Genomic DNA, 21,417 nt, shown 5'->3' with positions numbered 1-21,417 from the left:
GAGTCCGCGCTGGTGGCCGGAGCCGAGGGCGGCGTCCCGGCTCAGGTAGCGGGTGGGGGTATGCGCCTGTCCGGTGGGAAGGTGGAGTGTGGTGATGCCGGTGAGGACGAGATCGATCCCGGCGAGGAACTGCTCGCGGTCGTCGTGCTCGCGCATCTGGTCGGCGACGGCCCGGGTGGACGGGTAGTTGTCGGGGTCGAGCGCGTCCCGGGCCGTCGACACGGCGTCGGGGAACTCGCTGCGGTCACGTCGGCCTCGATGGCGCGGCCGTTCACGGCGTTCTGGCCGGCGGTGTGGTTCTGTCGGTCTGATGTGACCGCGTCTGCTCGTGGTTGGTGACCGCACCCTGTGTGGTTGCCAGGTCTGTATCTGTGAGTTTTGACCGCACATGGGGGTTGCGGTGGGAGGATGTCTGTGCTTCAGACGAGGAGCACAGATGCCTCCACAGTCGAAGGTAGAGCTTACGCCGCGATCCGCCCGGACGCTCGGACGGGGATGTCCGGGCGTGCGCTGGAACGCAAGTACAACGTGGGCCGCCGGCCGTGGTGAAGGCGATCGCCTCGGCTTGGCCGGAGCCGCGGAAGAAGCCACCGCCGCGGCCGTCGAAGCTGGACCCCTTCAAGCCAGTGATCGACGAATTCCTCCGGACAGACTTGGATGCGCCGCGGAAACAACGGCACACGGTGAAGCGGATCTTCGCCCGGCTGATCGACGAGCACGGCATGTGCCTCCGTCGCGATCGCCTCCAACGAATCCTTCGCCGGCTGGACCAAGACGTTCGCTGACCCGCGGCTCTGCGCTGCCATCGTCGACCGGCTCACCTTCGGCGGCAACATCATCGAGACCGGCACCGAGTCCTACCGCCTCACCCACAGCCGCCGAGCCCAGGCAGAAGCCTGAAAGGCCGCCGGAAACGCAACTTCGACTACGAGGAGACCGAGCCACCCCGTCCAGCAAGGGACTGCTCGGACGATGTCAGCTGGATCAGGAGCTCCTCGTCGATGACCTCTGAGTATGCACACCACAGGCAGGACCAGACGTCGTGCTCACGGCCCACACCGGCCAGGCACCGCGGACAGGTCGGAATCGAACCCGCCCACCACACCTTGCCCACCTCAACCGATCGCGACTGCATGACGATCACTCTAGCGCTGCTGAACTTCCTCGGCGGAGCGTTCCCTGCACCCGTCACACACGACCGCTCCGAAACAGCAGATGAGTGCGGTCAGTTCTCACCGACATCGATCATGAAATTCGCCGTCGAGTGCGGTCACAACAGGTGAACATTCGCGGCCCGTTGAGACCGTCACAACCAGCGGTGCCCCGGATGTAGTGCACCAGGGCCGAGGTCGCCGTGAACCAGCCGTCTCCAGGTATCCGCGCCACCGAGTCGGCACGAACCCGTCCGGCGCGTCGTTCGACGTGGTAGGTACCGGTGGCGTCGGGCTCGCGCACGATCTCCACAGCATCTAGCAACCCGATCGCCGCGGTCCTGCCGGCGAACCGCACTGCCGCGAGCACCTGCGGCGTGAACTGGTGCAGGTATCCGTACGAGCCCTCCCGTGCCGCGAGGTGCCCGTGACCGGCGGCAACCGCGGCGCGGCCTGCGCCACCGCCGACCGCAACCGTGGCCACTCGATCCGTTCGCCCCGGATCAGCCCGCCGATTGCTCGTCGCTGATCTGCGGGTCGGTGATGATGGCCGGCAAGTCGTCCAGCAGCGCTTGCCGGTCTTCCCCCTGCCGCGCTCGGCCAACGCGTTTCGCATCTTGCGTTCGGCCTGCTCTCCCGCACCGAGATCCTGGGAGCGTCGCGGAACGGACACTGCGATCGTCATCGAGGGTGAGTCCGGCCGTCCCGGTCGACGTTTTCGGCGGCGGAGCCGCTGGCACTCTCACGGGGGACTTGGCTCAGTGCGGATCCCGGAGGGGGCGATCGACTGCCAGGGCTGGTCCCTCGGCGGCTTCGAGCAGTTATGGGCTGCGACGCCCTGCGGGCGGCGACGGCACTGGGGTCGCTCGCCCCGCGCGCGTGGCTGCTCGGGCGCGGGGGAGGGACAGGTGCCGTTCGGTGGCTGGCGTCGGTAGGTCCCGGCCGTTGCTTGCTCCGTCCGGGTGGTGACGTTGCGTGGCTCGTCACCGATTTGCCACTCATGATCAAGTTCGACTACTGTGTCCTTCGATTCGATCACCCGATCGGGTATGACTCAACCACGACTTGGTGAAAGTAATTCACTTTGACAACGGATTAGTGCTTGAACCTCGGTGAGTGTGCCCGGAATCGGTAGAGGGACCCGCCCGATGGGCGACTTATGCGTGGCGCTACCGTCTGCGCCAACATTGAAAGACGCGAGCTTGTACGCTCACGCCGTACCAACGTTGAGGTGAAGAAGTGAAGCGTTTCTGGCTGCGGGCAACGATGCTGACCGTGACCATGTGCTTGCTGGCGAACTCGCCCGCGGTCGCCATGGCATTGCCCGCCCACTGGCGTTACTACTGAGTAGTACGGGGCGCTCGCACTGGCGGGCGCCCCGGCGTTCAGCCGCCCTCCCGCCGTCCGGGATGAGGTCGTTCGTCGCCGTCATCATCCGAGGCGGCCTTCTCGCCAGCCGCGCCTGCCGGTCGACCTCGTGGGCGAAGCGTCACCCCGGCCTCGAGCAGCATCCGCCTGGCGATGTCGCGGCTGACACCAAACGTCTCGCCGGTCCCGGCGATGGATTTCCCGCTGGCGTAGGTTTCCACCATGCCCGGCGGCGCGGGCGGCGTGAGCGGCTGCGACGCCCGGAACTTGATGCCCTGTGATTTGAGAACCTTACGCAGAATCCGGTAGCTGCCTTCGAAGTCCTCGAGGAGGGCGAGCAAGGTTTCGCCGGCGTCGTAACGGCGTTTGAGGTCCGCCGCTTCCTCCAGCGGCACGTCGCGAGCCAATCGCTTCGGCTTTCGAACCGGTCGGTTGCCATCCGCTTCCTCGGTCACGAGATCATCGCCGCCCCGAACAGCTGATCTGGTTAGGCCCCGCATCACATGAGGTCCCTGCGGGGGATCTGAGGGTGTCTCTCCAGGCAATTCGACGGATTCCGATTCGCATACCGCCAGGTAGGTGTAGTGGGCCGGCCGTCTGTACCCGGTGTGCGTTTGCGGTGGTCATCGCATATTCGCTTCCCTGGGCGTGCTGTGTGTGCTGGCTACGTGCTCGGTCGTTTGATCGGAATGGCCTTGTGTGGAACGTGCGAGGTAGGTGGTCGTGATGCCGGTCCTCGCGGTAATCGCTGGGTAAGACGCGAATGTCACGGTCACAGTCCGTAGTCGATCGAGGATGGCGACGGTGAGGCCCATGCTGAGGCGGACGGCTGGCCGGCAGTTCGTGAACGGGTACAGGGGTCCGCGGCATGACGGCAAGCAAGCGGGCCGGGCTTCACGGTGACCGGTCGGCGAGGGTCTGAGCGTCCGCGGCAGGGGGACACCAAGCCGCCGCTACGCGGGTGTGAGGGCATGGTGGTGGCTCATCGGGGCTGACGCCGCCGAGGCCGGCAGCGGCGGATGTGGACGGGGCTGCCTGTGCGAGGGTCCGGGCCGGTCCGACTTCGCTCTGGCGTCGAGCCAGCCGGTCTGGGTGAACTGGTCACGGGCGTAGCTGTTCCGGAGCGTTGATCGTCTGTAGACCTCGGACACCAGCGCTGCATAGGGCACGTAATCGTGTGGCTGGCCGTCCGGTCCTGCGTGGTTACTCCACCGTGTGGAGAGCACGTCGAGCAGTGGTCTCGGTCGACGCTGAGGTAGTGGGTGTATTCGGCGAGAAACAGCACGTGCGGTGGCTGCTGAAGCGAGGAGAGCATGCGCTTGAGCCGGCTGTGGTTGTGGAGTGGGTCGCTCGGTCGTAGCCGCCACATTTGAGGTTCGCGGTGGCCGCGAGGAGTCGAAACGGGGTGTGCCGGTCAACGGTCCGTCCTGTCCTTTCGGTCGCAGGTGTACGTGAGGGAGGGCTATGTGGTGGCGAAGCGGCGGATCCAGCTGCGGACGGTCTGTTCGGGCAGTCCGGTGCGCTCGGCGATCCGGAACCACGGCACACTGCGGGCCCGCAGCTCAATCGCTTCCCAGACGCGGTACGGGGTGCGCTCATACCGCGGCAACGGCAAGCCGACCTCCCTCGCGGTGAGAAAGCGGGGACGCCAGTCGGGATCGGGGGCGTCGCTGTTGGCGGACCTGGTGTGTTGGGCGGTGACGTACTCACCGATCGTCGGCCACCTCCCACCGATTTGAGTCGGCCTCGTCTGATACCGGTGTGTGTACAGGGTGGACATTCGGATGTCGTTCCTTTCTGAGCTGGCGTATCCTGGTCACGAACAGTGCGGCGCCCCGTGCGACGTCCGCGTCCGCTGACACCCACCCGGCGACGGTGCCGTACGTCGGCTTCCAGTGGTCGAAGACCATGGTGATGAGGGGAACGACCAGCGCCGCGACGCACGGTGCTCCGATGGCGTCGGCGACGACTTCCCCCACGGTCATGGGTTCCTGGGTTGGCATTCAACGCTCGGGCGGGACGATGTCGAACAGCGACGAGATCAGTGTCGTGTCGCGTCCGAGGAAGTCTCGGACCTGGTGCCACACATGCTCGACGCGTACCCAGTCCTGATGTTCGTGCCGCGCGATGGTGCCGTCGTCGCCCGGGGTGAGGTTCTCCTCGATGTAGGTGTCGAAGGACAGCTGTCCGTCGCCGGCGTCGCGCGCCAGCAGGAAGATGGCCCGGTTCCAGTCGACTGATGTCTGACTGGGGTTCGTATCGAGCAGCCACGCGAGTGCGCGGTGTGTGCCGTCGTCGTCCTGTCGTAGCAGCCGCAGAGCCCATTGCCGGCGGACGTGGTCGCCGCGGTGGAACGTACCCAGATTCCAGGCAGTGCAGCGGATGCAGTGCAGCGCGGCGAAGTCCAGACCGAGGAAGTCGTCCTCAGCGGCGTCATCGGTCACCTGGCTGCCTCGGACGATCCGGTGCGCCGGCGTCGCGTCGCCGGCGTGGTCGTCCAGCGACGTACCCATCGGGGCATGCCGCGAGTCCAGAGGGCACGCCGCGTGCGGCTCGCGTCGACATGATCCGATTCCGCGGGCCCGCAGGGTGAGGTGGCGGTGAACGGGTAAGTGCAGGACCGGTGCGGTGGCCGCAGAATGTGGAAGAAATCCGCGATAAGCTCGTGGTCCCAGCTGAGGAACTCTCGGATCTCGTGCCAGAGATGGGTGCTGCGCACCCAGTCCACGTAGTCGCTGGGGCGGATGAAGACGTCAGCACCTTCGCCGAGGTCGCTGTGGACGTAGCCGTCGAAGGACTGCGTTCCCTCCAGCGCTGTGAGCGACAGCCGCCACATCACCTCGTCCCAGTCCAGTTCGTCGCTGCGGAAGATTTCTTTGTGGAGCCAGGTGAATTCGCGGAGGTTGAGGTTCTTGTCGGTGCATTCCAGGCGCACGACCCAGATCTTGTTGTAGGGGAGTTACCGGTGAGCGGGCGGAGGTCGAGTGCGGCGGTCTCGATCTGGTGCTTGGTGAGGAATTCAGTTCTGCGGAAGCCGATGCGTGGGTGCGGGGTCATTGTGGCTCCTGCGCGAGGGGGAAGCGTTGCAGCACAGTCGAGTCGTAGCGACCCGCTGTGGGATTGCGTTCGGTGTCGACGAGGTGGACAGCGTCGACGGTCAGGCTGGCGTGGCCGGGTCGTACGGCGCGGCGTAGGACGCGTTGCAGGGCGTCGCCGGAGGCGGCGTTGCCTGGTGCGGCGTAGCGGAGCGTCAGGTGGGCGGGCCGGCTGTCGTAGCTGATCGCCTCGGGGCCGGCGATCCGGGCGATGACCGGGCGGACCCGGTCGAGCAGGTGATTGAATCCGGCGTCGTTGTGGGTGTCGGCGAGGACGCCACCGTGGTAGGCCAGCAGCGACCCGACCAACAAGCAGAACGCTGGTGTTGTGGAGAGCTCGTGCTCGAGGGCGCCGATCAGCCGGTGCCGGGTGGGTCTGTCGACGTGGCCGGTTCCTGGTGGATGGATGGTCTGGACGGTCAGGTGCAGGCTCGCATCGGGAACCGGCTCGGTGGGTGCGGGATGGCGGCGCATGACGTCACGGCAAGCGGTGATGAGGCCGGCGAGGCCGGAGTTGGCATCGAGGTCGGGGATGACGATGAGCTGCAGCTGACGGTGGCCTGCTGGCCAGTCTGGGTGCGAGGCGAAGGTCGGGTTCACGGTGCTGGTCCTGTGCGGTCGGGTCACTGAACGGGGCTAAAGCTGGTTGCGCAGGTCGGTGGCGGCAGTCAGGTCGCCCGCGGCACCGGGGCCGGCGCCGCTGAGCCGGGCGATGAGTGCCTCGGTGATGCGGCCGGTGACGGAGGCTTCGCCCAAGGTGTAGCGGGCTCGGGCGGCGGCTAGGTCGATCCCGGCGCGGTAGCGCAGTGCCGCGGTGGTGCCGAGCAGGGTGTGGGCGCGGCCCGCCGCGGTCAGTGCCTTTCCGGGTTCTCCGGCGGCGATGAGGGCGTTTGCGAGGTAGGTCAGCGTTCGCGCCGCGCTCAGCCGGTGCCCTCTGCGGGTCAGGTCGCTGCTTGAGGCGTTGAGGTGGTGGAGGGCGTCGGCGTGGTAGCCGAGGGCGCTGTGGGCTTGCCCGATGCGGCGCTCCACGAGAGCGTGGCCGTGGTCGTCGACGACGCCGCGGTGGTAGCGGAGGGCGGCAGCGAGCTCCCCCAGGGCGTTGTCGGGCTGGCCGGCGGCGAGGTGGACGCGTCCGCTGTGGGAGTGGACCAGCGCGAGGATTTCCGGGTCGTGGGTGTCGAGGGCAGCGGTGGCGTCGGCGACGGCGTCCAGCGCGTCGTCGAGGTGGCCGAGGTCGGCCAGGGCGGTGGCTTCGCGAGCGCGGAACACCGCGGCGATCGGGTCTCGGGTGCGGTGGGTGAGGGTATAACCGGCGTGCTGGGCGTGGGCGAGGTCGTCGTGGTGGTAAGTGGTGCGGGCCAGATGCCACACGGCTTCGGCCAGCTCGACGGCGACGTCATCGTGGTGGCGGTCGGTCGCGGCGGTGAGGATGGCGCGCAGGACGTGATGTTCCCTGGCGTACCAGAGCAGTGCGCGCGGGCCGTCGCCGTGGCGGTGGGGCACGGTCTTGTGGGCGGCGGGGGCGCTGCATCGGAGTGCGTGGGGGGCGATGAGCGGGACCGCAGCGGAGGCGGTGGTGGCGTACCAGTCGATCAGCCGGGTGACTTGCTCCGCGCGGACCGGGTCGGGCAGCTGGACGCGTTGGTGGATGGCGTGCTGGCGTGCCCAGGGCGCGAGTGTGTATCGGTCGCCGAGTGCGAGCTGCTTGACCAGGCTGGCGGCGTGCAGTCGTTGCAGCGCTGCGGTCGCGTCCGGCTCGGTTATGCGCAGCGCGGCGGCGATGGGGCCGGCGGTGGTGTCAGGGCCGGGGTGGTCGGCCAGCAGTTCGTAGACCCGTCGGACCGGCGGGGGCAGGTGCGCGTGCGGAATGGTCACCGGCGCCACCAGCGGATGGTCATGCCCGTGGACACGCGAGGAGGCGAGTCCCGGTGGTCGCGGGGCGGCGGCGTGGGGCGGGTCATGCGGACCCGCGTGATGAGCTGCGGCGTGCCGGGCTCGGCGCGGAGATGAGCTCGACGGCCGGCCAGAGCGGGATCATGGCTGCGGCGTAGAGCCAGGTCCGGGCGCGCAGCCCTCGATAGGCCAGCGGTGGTTCGGCGGCCTGGTTGCGGGCTTGGCGGAGCACGGTGCGGGCGGTGTGGACGCCGATGGCCGGGTAGGGGGCGCAGATCAGCAGGGTGAGCAAGTAGTCCATGAGCAGAGTCGTTTCGTGAAGGTGGATGGTGGAACGCGAAAGGGCACTGGCAGCCGACGTCGCGTGGCGCGGGTCCGGGTGGCCGTGCGGAGATTCGGGCGGCGGTGGCTATCGCGGGATGGGCGTCTCGGGCCGCAACGGTGTTCTGAGGTGCGAGTAGAAACGTCCCAGGGCCGTGGTGGTTATCGGAGAATCAGTGCCATGGCGAGGGCGCTGGCGAGAATGAGCCAGATCAGTCGGATGACCGGAGTGATGGTCCGGTGTCTGCGCAATCGGACGGCTCCAGCGCTGACGCCGACGAGCAGCGCTGCGGTGGTGGCGTAGAGCGGGAGGAACTGGTCCAGGTGCAGCCGGACCGGCCAGCAGCCGTCGTTGTCCGGGTGTGTGAGGCAGTCCCCGTCGAAGTAGAGCAGCGCGAACCCGGAGAGGGTGTAGGCGGCACAGCCGGCGCAGAACAGCAGCACCAGATGCGCCACGAGCAGCGCAACAGGCCGGTTGCTGGTGTTCCCGGTGGCCGGTGGCCGATCGGTTGCGGGTGGGGTGTCGGCTGGGTTCGTGTTCATGGGCGGTCCTGATGACGTGGAGTGGAAGCCGGTCCCGGCCGGGTTAGGGGGGGCGATCCCCCGGCCGGGACCGACGCTTGAGGGGGTGGACCTGGTCGTTTCGGGAGGGCTGGACGGGCGGTCGGGGTCGATGGCGAAGCTGGCGATGAGGACGGCGGCCCACAGGAGGCCGCAGCACCCGAGTCCGGCCAGCACGCGCAGGGCCACGGTGATCGCGTTCCCGGGCCGGCGCGGTGTCGTCGGGTACCACTGCTGGTCGGTCACTACGGATCACCCTCCGACGTCGGGGGCGGGAGCGTCGGATCGACCGGCCTGGTGGTTGGTCGGGGTCGCCGGGTCTGCCGCCGGGCCCGGTGACGGCGCGTCGGGTTCAGGCGCGCCCGGTTCCGGCTGGGGCGGCCGGTAGGGGTGGTCGGGGTTGTCGGTGCTGCCGCAGGGGCCGAAGAGCAGGCAGCTGGCGATCTTGTCGAGGTCGAGGGTGCGTGCTTGACGTTCCAGGTGGTGCAGCACGGCGGGGAAGGCGCCGCTGTGCACCGCGATGATGACGGGTGTGCTGCGGTGCTGGCTGCAGCCGATCACGGCGCCGCACGTGGTGAACCGGGCGATCCAGTGGTTACCGTGGCGGGCGAGGTCGCATTCGAGTTCGATCAGGCCGACGTCTGGCGGGATCTGGCGTCGGTTGTCTTCGTCGAGCACGCCGCGGAAGCTGTGGGGGTAGTAGAAGTTGGCGCGGGTGGCGGAGTGGCGGTCGAGCAGAATCCAGCCCCGCCAGCGAAAGTAGGCGATCAGGGAGTCGACGGTCTTCTCATCCGGCGGTGGCTGCTCGTACCGGCCGGTCCCGAAGACCGAGCCGAGGCGGCGCCGCGCATGAGCGAGCACGGTATCGAGGAGGCGAATCACGTCGAGAATGCCTTTCCGGGACTATCGGGTGTCGGTGGTCGATGGTGGGTTCACCGAATCGGGGCCGTGCGGGGGTTCCGCTGTGTCAGCAGGGCTGCACCGGTGCGGTGGCGCTGCGGGACTACCAGGGTGTCCAGCCGAGAAGAAGAGCGAAGAGCAGCCCCGCGTGGTCGGCCAGCACACCGTGCTCTCGTCCCTGGGGGCAGGGCGTGACGCCGCGGTCCGCGGCGGAGAGACAGCGAGCTGATTTCATGGCCGGAGCGCGTCGTCGAGGAACCGGGTGTGGGCGCCGACGGTGTCGACGACGATGACCGGCGGGCTGGCGAGGTCGGGGATGCCGCCGGCGCCGCGGCTGCAGACGCCGAGCAGTTCGACCTCATCCGAGTCGGTGATGCGGAAGAGTCCGCCGCCGGAGAATCCGGAGTCGATTCGGACGGGCCCGGGGGTGTTGGCGACGCAGAATTCGTCGTCGCGCTGGTGTCCCGCACCCGCGACGGGGTCGATGACGCAGGTGTCGACCTGCACGAGTCGTCGGGCGTCACTCATCTGCGGTGTGGCGCCGAGCAGGCTCACCTTGTCTCCGATGGCCGCTGGGGTGTTCGCGCGTCGCACCGGTGCCTGGGGTACCGGGCGGTCGAGGATCACGACGGCGATGTCGTTGAGCGCTACGGTCGATCGGTCGTAGGCGGTGGCGTTGTCGAAGGCGGCAGTTCGGACGTCGACGATCTCGTATCGCTCGCCGCCGCCCGGGGTGAACGCGCCGATCTGGACGAACCGTTCGTGTTCGCTGAAGGGGACGAACCTGGGGTCCTTCTCGAGAGCCGGCGGTATGGGCAGGGTGGTGTCGAAAATGTGGGCGGCGGTGAGGACGTGGCGTTCTCCGATGAGCACACCCACGCCGCCGGCCCGGTCGTGGAATCCCCGTGCGGGGCAGTCCCAACGCAGCGCGGTCATCCACGGTGCCGTGACGGGAGCTGATGCGATCTGCGGCGTCATCGGCAGGTTGGCCAGAACCTCTTTCGCTGCGGCGTAAGCGGCCTCCCTGGCGGCGTCGCGCTGAGCTGTGAGCTCGTCGATCTGCTTGGCCAGCTGATTGGCGGTGTGGACGGGGTCGAAGGGCGCGGGCCCGGGGGTGTCGACCGTGGTGGAGGTGGACAACGCGGTTCTCCTTGTGCAGTAGTGATGTCGTGCGGTTAGTGCGTGCGATTCCGAGGGCGGATCAGATGCCGGAGGTTCATCGCGGCGACGGACTATCTGATCTGTGCCGCACCGGACGTCCGGTCGGTACAGGCTTTTCGGCCGTGCGAGGGTGCAGGCGTCTGCAATGCGCGAGTTGTTGCTCGGTCCACTGGGGGGTGCGGCCAGTCAGGTCGGCGAGCACGCCGATGCTCACGCCGTTGGCGTGCGCCTGGACGAGCTCGGTGAGGCTGAGCCGGAACGGCGGAACAAGGTCGGCGGTGGGACGGGTCGTCTCGCCGGGGGTCACCGGGCACCTCGTGGACTCGTCGACGATGTCGCGGGCGCAGAAGGGCGATTCGGGTTGGTTGCGAAGACCGTCATCAGGCTGACCACCCCCGCCGCAACCAGTGCCACAACCACGACGCAGCAGCCGATAACCGTGAACCCATCGCTCATGCGTCCGTCTCGTCAACGGGGTGGATCTCGGCGATGGCCGCCGGAGACAGCCGGGCTGAAATCCGGTACAGCAGCCCCGCTGTCTGCGTGCAGTCCTCGGCGAGCGACTCGATTTCCATCGCCAGGGCATCCGCGCCCGCCGGGTTGTTCTCCAGCTGCTCGGCGAGCCGCAGGGTGCTCCGCAGCGCCCGCGCCGCTTCCGCCGCCTGCCGAGGGTCGCCGCCCGGCGGTTCGCAACGGGCGTAGGCGTGCACGATGACCCGTGCTCCGACCCCGATCAGGTCGTAGCCGAGCTGCCGATACGACCCCCAGCCGTGTCGGTCACGCTCGGCGTAGGCCAGCCGGAGCGGCGCACCGGTATAGGCATCGGTCACCAGCCCGAGCAGCCTGATCGGCGGTGCGCCCGGCTGATCCGGCGCGAGTGGCGGTTGTTGCGCGTCCGTCATCAGCGCGCTCCGTTGCCGGCTGCCTGCGGTGCCCCGCCGCGAGCACCGGGAACCCGGACAAGAGTTCCGAGGGCACGCGAGAGCCGGAGGGCCTGCACGCCTATGCCCGGGAGCGGGTCGGAGGCGAGGTCGGTTGCGGCCGGTTCGCGCGAGACGAAGCGACGGGCCGTCATGATGATCGGCCATCCGGCGGCGTCGTGTCGGCATGGCGAGTGAGCAGGGCGGTCATGACGACCTGGCCAATCTCGCCGGCGGGTGACCGTTGCGGGTGGGTGTCGTAGGCAAACGTGTCGGTCGTGAGGCGCCGCAGCGGACGCAGCTGCTTCTCGGCCGCGGTGCGGTCGGCGACTGAGATGGGGATGCCTTTCTGGTCGAAGCGGTCGGCAAGCCCGCCCAGCTCGGTGTCGGCGTCGGTGACCAGCTGGGTGATCGCGAGGACGCTGTCCGGCGCGGCCTCGTCGAGCAGGGACAGGATCGTGGCGAGGTCGTGCCCGCGGGGGCGCAGCAACGCGGTCGCCAGGATTCCGACCGATTCGCTGCCGCGGAGCAGGTCGGCGACGACGTGACGCTGGGCCAGGTCGTGGTGCTGGTCGGCAGGTACGCACAGGACGCGGGCGCGGCCGGCGGCGGCGTTGTCGGCGAGGTAGTGCTGGTACCAGGTGACCAGGTCGTGCTCGACCACCACGAGCCGCGCGCCTGCCCCGTGCAAGGTGGACAGGGTGGACGGGCCGGCGGTGATGGGCAGTCCGCCAGTCCCGAGGACCAGGAATCGCCGGATCCCGCGGTCGAGCATGTCCTGGGCGGCGTCGCAGAACCAGCTGGCGGCGGTGACGGCCAGCTGGGGCAGGTGCAGGAACTCAGTGACCAGGTCGGCGGCGAAATCCCGGTCGACCTGGGAGTTGACGCTGCCGCCGAGTAGATAGTCGGCGACCGGGTCCAGGCGCGGTGCCTCGATGTCGGGGACGCAGACGCCTTCAGGGATGCGGGGCGGCCCGGAGGCGCGAGCAGGCTCGGTCGGCGCGGTGGGCGTTGTGGTCATGGAGATGCTGCTTTCAACAGGGGGTTGCGACCCGCTGGTGCTGGCCGGGGCGGCGTGGCCGCGACCGCGGGGGAAGCCGCGGCCACGCCGGTCATGGACGGCGAATGATCAACCAGCGGGGATGGCCGCTGGGCTTTCGCTGGTCATGATCGGGGCGCGGGGCAGGAGTTGGCGGCTTTGCAAGGCCATCCAGCCGAGGTAGGAGCTGGTCTGGGTGTAGACGTTGACAGTGCCGCAGTAGGCGGCCGTGCCGCGCGAGGCGGACCCGATCAAGTACCAGTCGCGACCGTGGCGCTGCAGGATCCCGGAGCCGGAGTCACCTTGGCAGGTCCCGCCGCCGGTCGGAGGAACCCCGGCGCACAGCTCCCCGACGCCGATCCCGGCCGCGGCGCACTTGCTGGTGTGCAGCAGGGGAACGTCGAGCTGGCTCAGCTGCGATGGTGCGGGGCCGATCCAGGTGGAGGGGTCGGGGTCGGTGCGGCCCCAGCCGATCTCTCGCGCCGCTTGCCACAGCTGCGGGACGGCGATGCGGGCCGGTGCGACGCCGGGTATCGGTCCCGATAGGACGAGCGCGATGTCCCAGATCCTGCCGTCCTTGTCGGGCTCGCCCCATGCCCAGCGGGGCGGGACCAGGATCGCCTTGAGGGTGGTGACGGTGCCGCCGTACAGGCGGTCGGTGGATCCGAACCTGGCGTGGTAAATCGCCGGGTCGCTGCGGTCGATGCCGGTGTTGCGCAGGTCGGTGCGGAACGCCGCGAAGTTCGCCTTGCCTGCTGGGCTCATCCGAGCCACTTGGGCCTGGCTCGGCGGGTTGCTGACACAGTGGGCGTTGGTGGCCTCGAGTGCCGCGTTCTGGTCCTGCGCGATGAGGGTGAGACCGCAGGAGTGCCAGTTCGGGTCGTCGTGGTCGAGTAGCTGCAGGGATCCGGCGCCGGCGTAGGCGATGGGTGCGGGATCGCCGCCGACGATCTGCGGGGACACCGAGGTGCCCGACGGTGGCGGCGGGGGTGGTGAGGATGCGGCGGTGGCGACGGAGACGCCGAGCAGCATCGCGAGCAGCGCCAGGGCTGCCGCCGTGGTCTTTCTGAGACGCACGAGCAGTGATCTCCTTGCTCTGGAACAGGTTATGACGCGCAGCAGGGTCGCGACGCGCGTTGAAAGGGCGCTCCGGCTACGCGCACACGACGTGTGCGCAGCCGAGCCGCCGGGTGAGCCGCGCACCGCAGGGCCGAGGGGCGGCCTTGCGGTGCGCGGCGGTGACTGGCCACCCCCGGCGACCGGTCGATCCGGGCCACCGGTGTCGTCGCGCAGGTAACCGCGTTTCGTACGACGACACTGGTTCCGGATTCCTGCCCGCCCGTCGATTCGGGTGCGGGCGGTCAGGAAGACGGTGAGTTTCCTATAGACGCCAAGGCGGTTCCGGCTTCTCGGCATGGCCGGATGGCTTCTGTGCGAGGACTGCGGCATTGAAGTACCCGCACACCGGAGGCTTCGGTGGCCCGTCGGGGTACCAGTCGAACGCCGGGACGATCCCCGGGTGCACCAGGGCCGTGCCCGCGACCATCGCCTCGATCTCGATGTGAGTGGCGAGACTTCCGGTTCCGGGACCGACGTCGTGCAACGCGGTTTCGAGTTCGAGGGCTTGGGCGGCCATCTCGGGATGTTCGGGGACAAGAAGGTGCGTCAGGGCCACGAACGACTCGGCGGGCAGGCGCGCGATGTGTTGCTGCACTACGTGCGCGACCTCGGCGCGGCTGCCGCCGTGGAAGGACATCACGCCGGCCAGGATCAGCGCGACCCGGTCGTGGTGAGGGGAGAGCGGCCCGGGGGTTTCGAGGTTCGGCGAGTAGAGGGTGTCCCACATGGCGGTGGGGTTCCACGGATCGGCGTGGAGGACATAGACGCCACCCCTGTGGTCGGCGACCGTGCGCAGCACAGCGCAGGTCAGCGGGTCACGTTCGACGTAGATGACGTTCGCGCGGTGGCTGGCGTTGTGGTTGTTCTCGCAGCGGCGTACGTAGGAGTGCAGGTCGTCGCGGGTGAGGCTGGGCAGACCCGCGCCGGCCACGACGATGGTGTCGATGTGGTGGTACTTGATCAGGTAGTTGACGGCGCGGTCAAGAAACTCACGTTCGGACCGGAACACGAAACCCGCGTGCGGCACGCGTCGGGCTAGCGCCCGGGCGGCGTCGTGTTCGTTGAGGTGGGCGTCTTTGCCGGACGGGATGCGGCGGCCGTCGCTGAAGCCTTCGCGGAAGGCGTCGTAGAGGTAGGCCACGTTCACCCGGTACGGGTTGGCTCCGCACGGGCGCCACCACGCCGGAGCCACCACGTGGGACTGGGCAGTGGCCGGTGGCCGACCGCGGGCGTCCGTGGGAGCGGCGCGCGGAAGCGACGCGGTGGGCTGGTGGTCCCCGGCGGTGCCGGTGTGCTCGGGAGCGCTGGGTTTCTGTGTCATGAGTTCGTCGGTTTTCCGATGGAGAACAGCATGGTCAGCTGGTTGGTGTTGAGCGGGAGCTCGGCTGCGAGCGAGATGACGTCGTGCATGCTCAGGTGCTGGAGCCGGGGCATGCCGCGTCGTCGTTGCTCACGAGCCCACGGAGCAAGCGGGCGGAGTGCTGGCAGCTGGGACGCGGCGAGCTGGTCGAGGTCGACGGTCAGGCCCGGGTCCCACTCGATTCGGCGTTGGGCGCGCAGCAGCAACTCGGAGGGCCGGATCACATACAGCTGCCCGGCCAGCTCCAGGTGTCCCACGGTGACCGACCGCGTCGCCTTCTCCCAGGTACGCAGCGTGCTGGGGGTCAGGGCGCCGTCGGAGCTGGCGGCGACCTCCTGGCGGGACCAGCCCCGTCCCTCGCGCAGGGTTTGCAGCTCCGCCCCGAGGGCGTGGGCGAGTTCGCCGGTGTTGGTGTCGGTCTTCGCCATCGAAGTGTTCCCGTGCTAGCTGAAGTGGATGGTCGGTGAACGGGTCGTCCCGATCACGGGTTGGCCAGTGCCGGGCCGCGTATGGCAGCCGCATGGTGGCGGTTCGCCCGTCGAGGTGATCGTGTAGCGGCCGGGCGCGGACGGTGCTCCACCAGTAGGTCTCGGGCCGCGCACCATCGGTCACGGGCATTGTGGCTCCGCGGTCACGAGGTGCGTGGTCGGCTCGTCGGGGTCGGTGCCGGCGTTGTCGTCGCGGCATCGCGGCGTCTCGCAGGTCACGGCGGCTGAGGTGCCGCGGTAGCGCTGACGGCGGGAGCGGGCCGCTTCGATGATGTCGCGGCGGGAGTCCGCTGACGCGCAGGCGGGCGCGAGGACGCCGGTGGTGTCGAACGTCGCGCGGTCGGTGCGGTGTATTCGCGGATGGTTGGTCGACGGCGACCGGAGAACGGTCGCGGCTGGCCGGCTGGCCGTCGGTGCCGTCATGCTGCGGCCCTGCGCTTCCATCGGTGTTCACGCTCCGAGTCGGGGTGGGTAAGTGGATGCGCCTCGACCGCCCGGAATCGGGGAGTTCGCGTGCGGTCGAGGCGCGCGGACCGGACGGGAGGGAGGTAAGGAATGCCGCCTGTCCGGGCCGAGCTTCGGGGGTCGTTCACCAGCGGGATACGGGCTCGTCGGGGTCCTGGGGCGGACCGGCGTCTCGCTCCGGAGCCAGCCGGTTCGACGCGGCGCGCATGGCGTCTACAAGACGTTGGTACATCGGCGCAGCACGTGTCGGCGGGAGCAGGTCGGGGTCTTCCCAGCCCTGCAGCCACGCCGTCAACCATGCCTGCGCGTACTTCAACACCCGTGCCTCGTCCGAGCCGGCGCGGACTCGCCTCAACGCGCGATCGATGCTCGCTGCGACGTCGTGCAGCCGCTGGCGGGCGTGTTCTTCGGACTGCGGTTCGCGCCAATGGATCTCCGGCAGGGAGAGCAGCGCTTGTCGTGCCTGGGCGATGGCGACCTGCCTCCGCATGCGTCGCCGCGCCCACAGCGACGTCACGGCGTCCACAGCCGCGGCGCCGAGCCCACCACGAGGTGAGGCGCGCGCGGGTCACTGGGAGCGGGAAGCTCGACGAGCTGGTGCAGGACGTCGAGGGCGGCTCCGTCGCGTTCCCAGACCTTCCCGCCGGCGCGATCTACCCGTATGGCGGCGGTGTCAGTCTCACTTTTGACGCGGAGGGCATCGACGAAGCCGTCGACCTCCCACATGAACGAGCCGGTGAACCGCTCAAGGCGACCGGCCGCGTCGAACTTCGGGAGGAAGTCCCAGCGCCGTCTCAGCAGGGTGGCGAAGGGTTCGAAGGCTGGCTCGTCCCAGAGGAACGCGAACGGACTTGTGGCGCTCGTGGTCATCGGCTGTCACGTCCCTCCGCGCCCGGCTCTGCCTGACGGGGTTCGTGCTGGGAATCGACGCGGACCTTTTTGCGACTCGATGTCCACTGCCCGAATAGCCCGGCGGCGAAAGCGATGGCAAACAGTGCCGTGACCATGATTGGCAGCAGCGTCGCCAGTGATGCATAATCCACCGTCATTGTGCTCTCCTCGCGTTCACGGGCGTGGTACGTCGTCGATGCAGTAGGTGATCTCGGCCGCCTGCAGACAATCGCGTTGATGGGCCCGCAGCCGGTACATTCATGAGATCGTCACCACGCGCACGAAGTGCAGATGACATTCGATGACATTCGCGGAGGAGCAGGCGAACGTGGCTCGACACGTAACGATCACCGGTACTCGCTCGATTCCCGCCGAGTCGGACCTTCGCGGCCTGTTCGACGGATACCTGCGGCCGTTCGCCGACGCGGATGCGCACTTCTACCTCGGAGGCGCCGTCGGCATCGACACAGCCGCGTTGGACTGGTTGGCCGGCTGCAGCCAGGTGTCGCTGACCGTCGTCGTGCCGTGCACGGTGGCCGACCAGCCGGCAGCGGCGGTCGCGTCCATCCGCCGGTGGCAGGACGATGGCCGTCTCGCCGAGGTCGTGGAATTGGGGGCTGACCGGTTGGGCACCGTGGCCTACTACGCCCGCAACCGGTGGATGGTCGACCGCAGTGCCTTTGTGATCGGCTTTCCCCGAGGTGCAGACCAGGGCAGCGGGACCTGGTACACGGTGAACTATGCAGCCGAACAGGGCAAACCCCGGCTGATCTTGCCGTTGTGAGCGCGCCGGGATGATGTACTGAGCATCGTGACCACGACCGATCGGACGTCCGGGGCGCGCCTGCTGCGCCAGCTGCGCGAGGGGCGCGGCTGGTCCTGGGCTGACCTGGCCCGGGCGCTGCGGGACACCGCGCGCCAACTCGCGGTCGCTTCCCTGATGGACAGGCAAGTCGCCAGCATCCAGCGCACGGTCGCTCGGTGGGAGAGCGCAGCCGGCCGGACCAGCCCCGGCGAGCGTTACCAGGTCCTTCTCACGCAGCTCTACGCGCGCACCCCCGCCGGTGACGTCGCCACAGGGCCCGGATCCGATTTCGACACCCTGCTCACCGCACTTCGCCACTTCGGGGCGTTGCCGCAGCGCATGCAACAGCTGGTCGATCTCGTCGCCCATAGCGAGCACAACAGCGGCGATGACCTGCTGATACTGCTGTCGACGGGAACCCAGTCGACCGTCGCCGCGCTCCGAGGTGCTCCCTCGAAGCTCGACCACGACGTGATCGGCCGGCTGCGCGAGTCGGTCACGGCGATCAACGGGCAGATCGGCACGGCCCCGTTCGTCCGTCTCCAGCTCCAGCTCGCGCCGATCGTCGAGTCCTGCCGACGGCTCCTGGAGCTCGACGAGGTCGGTCTGCGGGAGGAGCTGGTCCTGCTCGCGACGGACGCGTACTCGCTCGCCGGCCGGTTGGCTTTCGAGACCCGTGACGACGAGGCGGCGATGGCGCTGTACGCGGAGGCGACCAGGGCGGCTGGGCACCTCACGGACCGAAGCCATCGAGCCGCCGTGCAGACAAGCCACACCATGGTGACGCTGCATGCGACCGACGACTTGGAGGCGGCGCGGACGATCGCCCGCGCGGCGACCGTCGACGCCCACCGAGGCTCCAGTTACGCGATTCGGGCTCGAGCCCACGCCGCGCACGCTGAGATCTGCGCTCGGGCAGGCCAGACCCGTGAAGCAGCGGTTGCTCTGGACCGGGCGTGGAAGACCGTCGAGCAGCTGGCTGTCGACGATCCGCACGGCGGGTTCGATGCTGACCGATTGAACGGATTCGACGGCTTGTGTGCCCTCCACGCGGGCGACGCAGGACACGCACACGACAGCCTCGCTCGGTCGGTGTCCGCGTTGCGGTTGTCGCGCGACGCTGTCCAGCGCGGCATCGTCGGCACCGATCTGGCGCTGGCGCGGTTGCGCCTGGGCGATCCGGCCGCGTGCGTCGGTCTCCTGCACACGGCGGTCGACATCACCGCGGCGACGGGCGGCCGGGTCGCGGCGCAGCGGATTCGACTGGTCCGGCGCAGCCTCCGACCGTGGCGAACGGAAGACTTTCTCGCCGAGCTCGATGACCACATTCACGACACCTTGATCGGGCGTTGACCGATTCGCTGTGATCGATGCGCTCGGGAAGGGTCCCTGGGCGTAAACACACTCGTGTTCGAACGCCTGGCCCGGGCCAGCGCTCATTTCCACTACCGCCTCGTCGCGTGGCGAACGTGGGACGAGTTCGACGTCATGGCCTTTCGGTGCCTGATCGAGCTGGGCGACCCGGTCGCCGCGGCGCCGCTGCTCACAGGCGCGATCGACCGGTACGACCGCGCTCGCGCCCGCGAGGTGGCTCTGTATCGGACGTGGCTGGCTGAGTCCTACTCCGGTGCCGGCGAGATGGACGCGGCGCGTGAAGCCCTTGTCCAGGCACAGCGAGCAGCCTCGGACGTAAACTCCGCCAGGCTCACACGACGTATCGGCGAGATCGACCTGCTCATCCGGTAAGGGCACATGTGCGACTCTCACTGAAAAAGGACGTACTGAACACAGCCTGTAACCATCATTTGGCCTGGTCAATATCGAGAATCTAGGCCTAAGAGGCATAGTTCGGCGAACGGCTAAGCGCGGCCGGTAGCCTCGGCTTCGTGGATCTCCTGCCGTTCGACGAGTACGTGCGATCACTGAATCGCAAGCGCATGTCCGCTGGCGTGCTCTATCGCGATGACCACGATCGGGTGCTATTCGTCGAGCCGTCCTATAAGCCGCATTGGGACATCCCGGGCGGCGCCTGCGAAGAGGGCGAGGCGCCGTGGCGCACTGCGGCACGAGAGGTCAGCGAGGAAGTAGGCATCGACAGACCAGTTGGCGAACTCCTGGTAATCGACTATATCCCGGCGAACTCGCGGATGCCCGAAGGTGTGGCATTCGTGTTTGACGGCGGTTACGTAACGGAGGCCGAGATCGCGGCGCGGGACATCACTGACCCCGAGATCCTGTCCATAGCCCTCCTGCCGCTTGATGTTGCTGAGCCGCGTTTGAAGCCTGTGCTCGCCCGGCGAGTGGCGGCCGCGCTCGACGCTGAACGCAGCGGCAAGCTGCTGATCTGCGAAGACGGCCGGCCTATCGCGCGTTAGGCTGATCTCGGTTTGTCCTGAGCAGGAGGTGTCCGATGACCGCAGACGGCGTGTTGGCGGAGAATCTGGTGCGCTTCCGGCTGGCTCGCGACTTTTCGCAGGAACGGCTGGCTGAGGCGGCCTCGGTCGGGGTGGACACTGTCGCTCGGATTGAGCAAGGCACACGACGAACCAGCCGCCCGTCGACGCTGCGAAAGCTAGCCGAAGCGCTCGACGTTTCAGTCGATGCACTTCTCGGCAACTTGCCTGCACCGCACTCGCGGGACGTCGACGTTGCCCCGCTTCGACGGGCTATCACGGCCGACGCGAGCATCCCGGGACTCGAGGACTTGGCCGACACCCGGGAGCTCCTTCCGCTGTCTGAACTCACCGAGACGGCGCACGCTGCTTGGCGCGCGTACGTCGACGGCCGCCACACGGAACTTCTACATGCGCTTCCGGTTGTGCTGACCGACGCTCGCCGTGTCGTGCGCGACACTCGCGACGATGACCGTGCCGGCGCATACCGCGTGCTGTCTACCGCATACCGCCTCGGAGCAGGCATCGCGGGCAGGCTCGGCTACGACGACCTCGCATATACGTCAGCAAGCCGAGCGATCCACGCCGCGGCGGAGTCGGACGCACCGGAAGTGGAAACGGCAATCTCGCTCCGCTACCTCGCGTGGACGCTGGTGCGGCAACGCCGCGCCGATGACGCCGAACGCGTAGCGACGCGAGCCGCGGCCGCGATCGAGCCGCGGATGCTTGATCGCGACCCCGTGCGCGCCGGCGTGTTCGGGAATCTGCTGTTCAACGCGGCCACAGCAGCCCTGCGCGTCGGAGCCGCGAGCCGGGCTGGCGACTTGCTGGCAGCCGCGCACGCCGCAGCGATCCGGTCGCGTGGCGACACCGCCAGCGAAGCTGCGATCTTCGGTCCTCGCGTGGCGGCGCTGCAGAACGTTGAACTGGCGGCGCGCGCCGGTGATCCAGAACGGGCTTTGCGACTGGCGGAGGTGATACCGGAACCGACCGGTGACGTGCCCGCGTTCTGGGAAGCCGGCCACTGCCTCCTGCTCGCCGCCGCTGCGACAGAGTTGCGCCGAGAGCGTCGGGCACTCGCGTGGCTTAGCGAGGCCCGTGATCTCGCGCCGGATTGGGTCCGCTACCAGCCGCTTGGCGCGAGCACCATGGGCCGACTGGTTGACCGAGCTACCCGTCGCCAAGGGGTGAAGTTCGCCGCGTTGGCCACGCACTACGGCGTTATCGCCGTCGAATCCGAGCCGATACCTTAGACGACGAGCACGCCGGGCCGCACGAGCATCGGGAAGCGGTACGTCTGGTCCGGGCCGCCGAAGAGCGCCGCGGGAGCGTCTTCGGCCGCTGGGACCGGACGAGGTGCGCCGGCGCGGGCAGCAATTGGCGTTGCTGATCGACTTCGAGAACGTGGTTCTCGGCGTGGCCGCGACGCTACCCGAGCGGTAGGAGCCGGTTTCGGCCCGGGCGTTGGCGTGGCTGTGCCGTGCGTA

The 21,417-nt window shown here is 68.6% G+C and carries 29 protein-coding genes; 8 read left to right on the top strand and 21 right to left on the bottom strand.

The features are described 5' to 3' along the window. Window positions 1–60 precede the first annotated feature (60 nt). The 3 genes from ACLJQZ_RS39375 (at window position 61) to ACLJQZ_RS39365 (ending at window position 900) form a co-directional block, all read left to right on the top strand. Window positions 61–339, top strand: coding sequence for a hypothetical protein (locus tag ACLJQZ_RS39375; RefSeq protein ID WP_410625689.1), 279 nt, complete (start codon window positions 61–63; stop codon window positions 337–339). Between the two features lie 203 nt (window positions 340–542). After that, window positions 543–785: a hypothetical protein gene (locus tag ACLJQZ_RS39370; RefSeq protein WP_410625688.1), complete on the top strand. Its 243-nt coding sequence runs from the start codon at window positions 543–545 to the stop codon at window positions 783–785. Next, window positions 739–900 carry an ATP-binding protein gene (locus tag ACLJQZ_RS39365; RefSeq protein ID WP_410625724.1) on the top strand — a complete coding sequence of 54 codons (162 nt, stop codon included), beginning with the start codon at window positions 739–741 and terminating at the stop codon, window positions 898–900. The genes ACLJQZ_RS39370 and ACLJQZ_RS39365 overlap by 47 nt, the downstream gene beginning before the upstream one ends. A 345-nt stretch (window positions 901–1,245) precedes the next feature. On the opposite strand, the gene ACLJQZ_RS39360 is transcribed toward ACLJQZ_RS39365, so the two are convergent. The 21 genes from ACLJQZ_RS39360 to ACLJQZ_RS39260 form a co-directional block, all read right to left on the bottom strand. Further along, a complete protein-coding gene (locus tag ACLJQZ_RS39360) occupies window positions 1,246–1,836 on the bottom strand; it encodes a hypothetical protein (RefSeq protein WP_410625687.1) in 591 nt (196 codons plus the stop codon). 700 nt (window positions 1,837–2,536) lie between these two features. Then, complete coding sequence (locus ACLJQZ_RS39355; protein WP_410625685.1) at window positions 2,537–2,974, bottom strand: helix-turn-helix domain-containing protein; 438 nt, start codon at window positions 2,972–2,974, stop codon at window positions 2,537–2,539. Window positions 2,975–3,981: 1,007 nt separating this feature from the next. Further along, entirely contained in the window at window positions 3,982–4,134 is a 153-nt protein-coding gene (locus ACLJQZ_RS39350; RefSeq protein ID WP_410625684.1) for a helix-turn-helix domain-containing protein, read from the bottom strand. A 91-nt stretch (window positions 4,135–4,225) separates the two neighbouring features. Continuing rightward, entirely contained in the window at window positions 4,226–4,504 is a 279-nt protein-coding gene (locus ACLJQZ_RS39345) for a hypothetical protein (protein ID WP_410625683.1), read from the bottom strand. 18 nt (window positions 4,505–4,522) lie between these two features. Next, a complete protein-coding gene (locus tag ACLJQZ_RS39340; protein WP_410625681.1) occupies window positions 4,523–5,032 on the bottom strand; it encodes a hypothetical protein in 510 nt (169 codons plus the stop codon). After that, window positions 4,960–5,454, bottom strand: coding sequence for a hypothetical protein (locus ACLJQZ_RS39335; protein WP_410625680.1), 495 nt, complete (start codon window positions 5,452–5,454; stop codon window positions 4,960–4,962). Before ACLJQZ_RS39335 ends, ACLJQZ_RS39340 begins: the two co-directional genes overlap by 73 nt. 118 nt (window positions 5,455–5,572) lie before the next feature. Continuing rightward, a complete protein-coding gene (locus tag ACLJQZ_RS39330; protein ID WP_410625678.1) occupies window positions 5,573–6,214 on the bottom strand; it encodes a 2'-5' RNA ligase family protein in 642 nt (213 codons plus the stop codon). A 36-nt stretch (window positions 6,215–6,250) separates the two neighbouring features. Further along, a complete protein-coding gene (locus tag ACLJQZ_RS39325; protein WP_410625677.1) occupies window positions 6,251–7,489 on the bottom strand; it encodes a hypothetical protein in 1,239 nt (412 codons plus the stop codon). Window positions 7,490–7,571: 82 nt separating this feature from the next. Next, window positions 7,572–7,808: a hypothetical protein gene (locus ACLJQZ_RS39320; protein ID WP_410625675.1), complete on the bottom strand. Its 237-nt coding sequence runs from the start codon at window positions 7,806–7,808 to the stop codon at window positions 7,572–7,574. Window positions 7,809–7,990: 182 nt separating this feature from the next. Continuing rightward, window positions 7,991–8,635 (bottom strand): hypothetical protein, encoded by a 645-nt coding sequence (locus ACLJQZ_RS39315; RefSeq protein ID WP_410625674.1) that lies wholly within the window; start codon window positions 8,633–8,635, stop codon window positions 7,991–7,993. A gap of 6 nt (window positions 8,636–8,641) precedes the next feature. Further along, window positions 8,642–9,250, bottom strand: a complete 609-nt coding sequence (locus tag ACLJQZ_RS39310) for a hypothetical protein (protein ID WP_410625673.1) — start codon at window positions 9,248–9,250, stop codon at window positions 8,642–8,644. A 270-nt stretch (window positions 9,251–9,520) separates the two neighbouring features. Continuing rightward, complete coding sequence (locus tag ACLJQZ_RS39305) at window positions 9,521–10,429, bottom strand: trypsin-like serine protease (RefSeq protein ID WP_410625671.1); 909 nt, start codon at window positions 10,427–10,429, stop codon at window positions 9,521–9,523. Window positions 10,430–10,902: 473 nt separating this feature from the next. Further along, window positions 10,903–11,352: a hypothetical protein gene (locus ACLJQZ_RS39300; protein WP_410625670.1), complete on the bottom strand. Its 450-nt coding sequence runs from the start codon at window positions 11,350–11,352 to the stop codon at window positions 10,903–10,905. Window positions 11,353–11,521: 169 nt separating this feature from the next. Further along, on the bottom strand, window positions 11,522–12,391 hold the full coding sequence (locus tag ACLJQZ_RS39295; RefSeq protein WP_410625669.1) for an SAM-dependent methyltransferase: 870 nt from the start codon (window positions 12,389–12,391) through the stop codon (window positions 11,522–11,524). 108 nt (window positions 12,392–12,499) lie between these two features. Next, complete coding sequence (locus tag ACLJQZ_RS39290) at window positions 12,500–13,486, bottom strand: S1 family peptidase (RefSeq protein ID WP_410625667.1); 987 nt, start codon at window positions 13,484–13,486, stop codon at window positions 12,500–12,502. A gap of 304 nt (window positions 13,487–13,790) precedes the next feature. Next, window positions 13,791–14,669 carry an SAM-dependent methyltransferase gene (locus tag ACLJQZ_RS39285; RefSeq protein WP_410625665.1) on the bottom strand — a complete coding sequence of 293 codons (879 nt, stop codon included), beginning with the start codon at window positions 14,667–14,669 and terminating at the stop codon, window positions 13,791–13,793. A gap of 176 nt (window positions 14,670–14,845) precedes the next feature. Continuing rightward, window positions 14,846–15,316 (bottom strand): hypothetical protein, encoded by a 471-nt coding sequence (locus ACLJQZ_RS39280; protein WP_410625663.1) that lies wholly within the window; start codon window positions 15,314–15,316, stop codon window positions 14,846–14,848. 180 nt (window positions 15,317–15,496) lie between these two features. Then, window positions 15,497–15,820, bottom strand: coding sequence for a hypothetical protein (locus ACLJQZ_RS39275; protein ID WP_410625661.1), 324 nt, complete (start codon window positions 15,818–15,820; stop codon window positions 15,497–15,499). Window positions 15,821–15,965: 145 nt separating this feature from the next. Next, entirely contained in the window at window positions 15,966–16,358 is a 393-nt protein-coding gene (locus ACLJQZ_RS39270) for a hypothetical protein (protein WP_410625660.1), read from the bottom strand. Beyond that, complete coding sequence (locus ACLJQZ_RS39265) at window positions 16,355–16,711, bottom strand: hypothetical protein (RefSeq protein WP_410625659.1); 357 nt, start codon at window positions 16,709–16,711, stop codon at window positions 16,355–16,357. Before ACLJQZ_RS39265 ends, ACLJQZ_RS39270 begins: the two co-directional genes overlap by 4 nt. Further along, entirely contained in the window at window positions 16,708–16,890 is a 183-nt protein-coding gene (locus ACLJQZ_RS39260) for a hypothetical protein (RefSeq protein WP_410625658.1), read from the bottom strand. Before ACLJQZ_RS39260 ends, ACLJQZ_RS39265 begins: the two co-directional genes overlap by 4 nt. A 143-nt stretch (window positions 16,891–17,033) precedes the next feature. Here ACLJQZ_RS39260 and ACLJQZ_RS39255 point away from each other — a divergent pair, with 143 nt between their 5' ends. The 5 genes from ACLJQZ_RS39255 to ACLJQZ_RS39235 all read left to right on the top strand — a co-directional run bounded on the left by ACLJQZ_RS39255 (window position 17,034) and on the right by ACLJQZ_RS39235 (window position 21,183). After that, window positions 17,034–17,516 (top strand): hypothetical protein, encoded by a 483-nt coding sequence (locus ACLJQZ_RS39255; RefSeq protein WP_410625656.1) that lies wholly within the window; start codon window positions 17,034–17,036, stop codon window positions 17,514–17,516. A 27-nt stretch (window positions 17,517–17,543) separates the two neighbouring features. Continuing rightward, window positions 17,544–18,890, top strand: coding sequence for a hypothetical protein (locus ACLJQZ_RS39250; protein ID WP_410625655.1), 1,347 nt, complete (start codon window positions 17,544–17,546; stop codon window positions 18,888–18,890). 54 nt (window positions 18,891–18,944) lie between these two features. Continuing rightward, window positions 18,945–19,283: a hypothetical protein gene (locus ACLJQZ_RS39245; protein WP_410625653.1), complete on the top strand. Its 339-nt coding sequence runs from the start codon at window positions 18,945–18,947 to the stop codon at window positions 19,281–19,283. A 140-nt stretch (window positions 19,284–19,423) separates the two neighbouring features. Then, the gene (locus tag ACLJQZ_RS39240; protein ID WP_410625651.1) at window positions 19,424–19,912 is read left to right on the top strand and encodes an NUDIX domain-containing protein; all 489 of its coding nucleotides are present in this window, start codon (window positions 19,424–19,426) and stop codon (window positions 19,910–19,912) included. Between the two features lie 35 nt (window positions 19,913–19,947). Next, window positions 19,948–21,183: a helix-turn-helix domain-containing protein gene (locus tag ACLJQZ_RS39235; protein ID WP_410625649.1), complete on the top strand. Its 1,236-nt coding sequence runs from the start codon at window positions 19,948–19,950 to the stop codon at window positions 21,181–21,183. The last annotated feature ends 234 nt before the right edge of the window (window positions 21,184–21,417 follow it).

The sequence above is a fragment of the Amycolatopsis sp. cmx-8-4 genome, assembly GCF_046548675.1.
Taxonomy (GTDB): domain Bacteria; phylum Actinomycetota; class Actinomycetes; order Mycobacteriales; family Pseudonocardiaceae; genus Amycolatopsis.
This window is presented reverse-complemented; position numbering and strand designations above follow the sequence as displayed.

Bases quoted from the DNA above. Each gene is read 5' to 3' on its own strand.
- ACLJQZ_RS39375 (WP_410625689.1), top strand. From the start codon at position 61: ATGCGCCTGTCCGGTGGGAAGGTGGAGTGTGGTGATGCCGGTGAGGAC.
- ACLJQZ_RS39360 (WP_410625687.1), bottom strand. From the start codon at position 1,836: ATGACGATCGCAGTGTCCGTTCCGCGACGCTCCCAGGATCTCGGTGCG.
- ACLJQZ_RS39345 (WP_410625683.1), bottom strand. From the start codon at position 4,504: ATGACCGTGGGGGAAGTCGTCGCCGACGCCATCGGAGCACCGTGCGTC.
- ACLJQZ_RS39340 (WP_410625681.1), bottom strand. From the start codon at position 5,032: ATGGGTACGTCGCTGGACGACCACGCCGGCGACGCGACGCCGGCGCAC.
- ACLJQZ_RS39320 (WP_410625675.1), bottom strand. From the start codon at position 7,808: ATGGACTACTTGCTCACCCTGCTGATCTGCGCCCCCTACCCGGCCATC.
- ACLJQZ_RS39300 (WP_410625670.1), bottom strand. From the start codon at position 11,352: ATGACGGACGCGCAACAACCGCCACTCGCGCCGGATCAGCCGGGCGCA.
- ACLJQZ_RS39295 (WP_410625669.1), bottom strand. From the start codon at position 12,391: ATGACCACAACGCCCACCGCGCCGACCGAGCCTGCTCGCGCCTCCGGG.
- ACLJQZ_RS39280 (WP_410625663.1), bottom strand. From the start codon at position 15,316: ATGGCGAAGACCGACACCAACACCGGCGAACTCGCCCACGCCCTCGGG.
- ACLJQZ_RS39275 (WP_410625661.1), bottom strand. From the start codon at position 15,820: ATGGAAGCGCAGGGCCGCAGCATGACGGCACCGACGGCCAGCCGGCCA.
- ACLJQZ_RS39265 (WP_410625659.1), bottom strand. From the start codon at position 16,711: ATGACCACGAGCGCCACAAGTCCGTTCGCGTTCCTCTGGGACGAGCCA.
- ACLJQZ_RS39260 (WP_410625658.1), bottom strand. From the start codon at position 16,890: ATGACGGTGGATTATGCATCACTGGCGACGCTGCTGCCAATCATGGTC.
- ACLJQZ_RS39255 (WP_410625656.1), top strand. From the start codon at position 17,034: ATGACATTCGCGGAGGAGCAGGCGAACGTGGCTCGACACGTAACGATC.
- ACLJQZ_RS39235 (WP_410625649.1), top strand. From the start codon at position 19,948: ATGACCGCAGACGGCGTGTTGGCGGAGAATCTGGTGCGCTTCCGGCTG.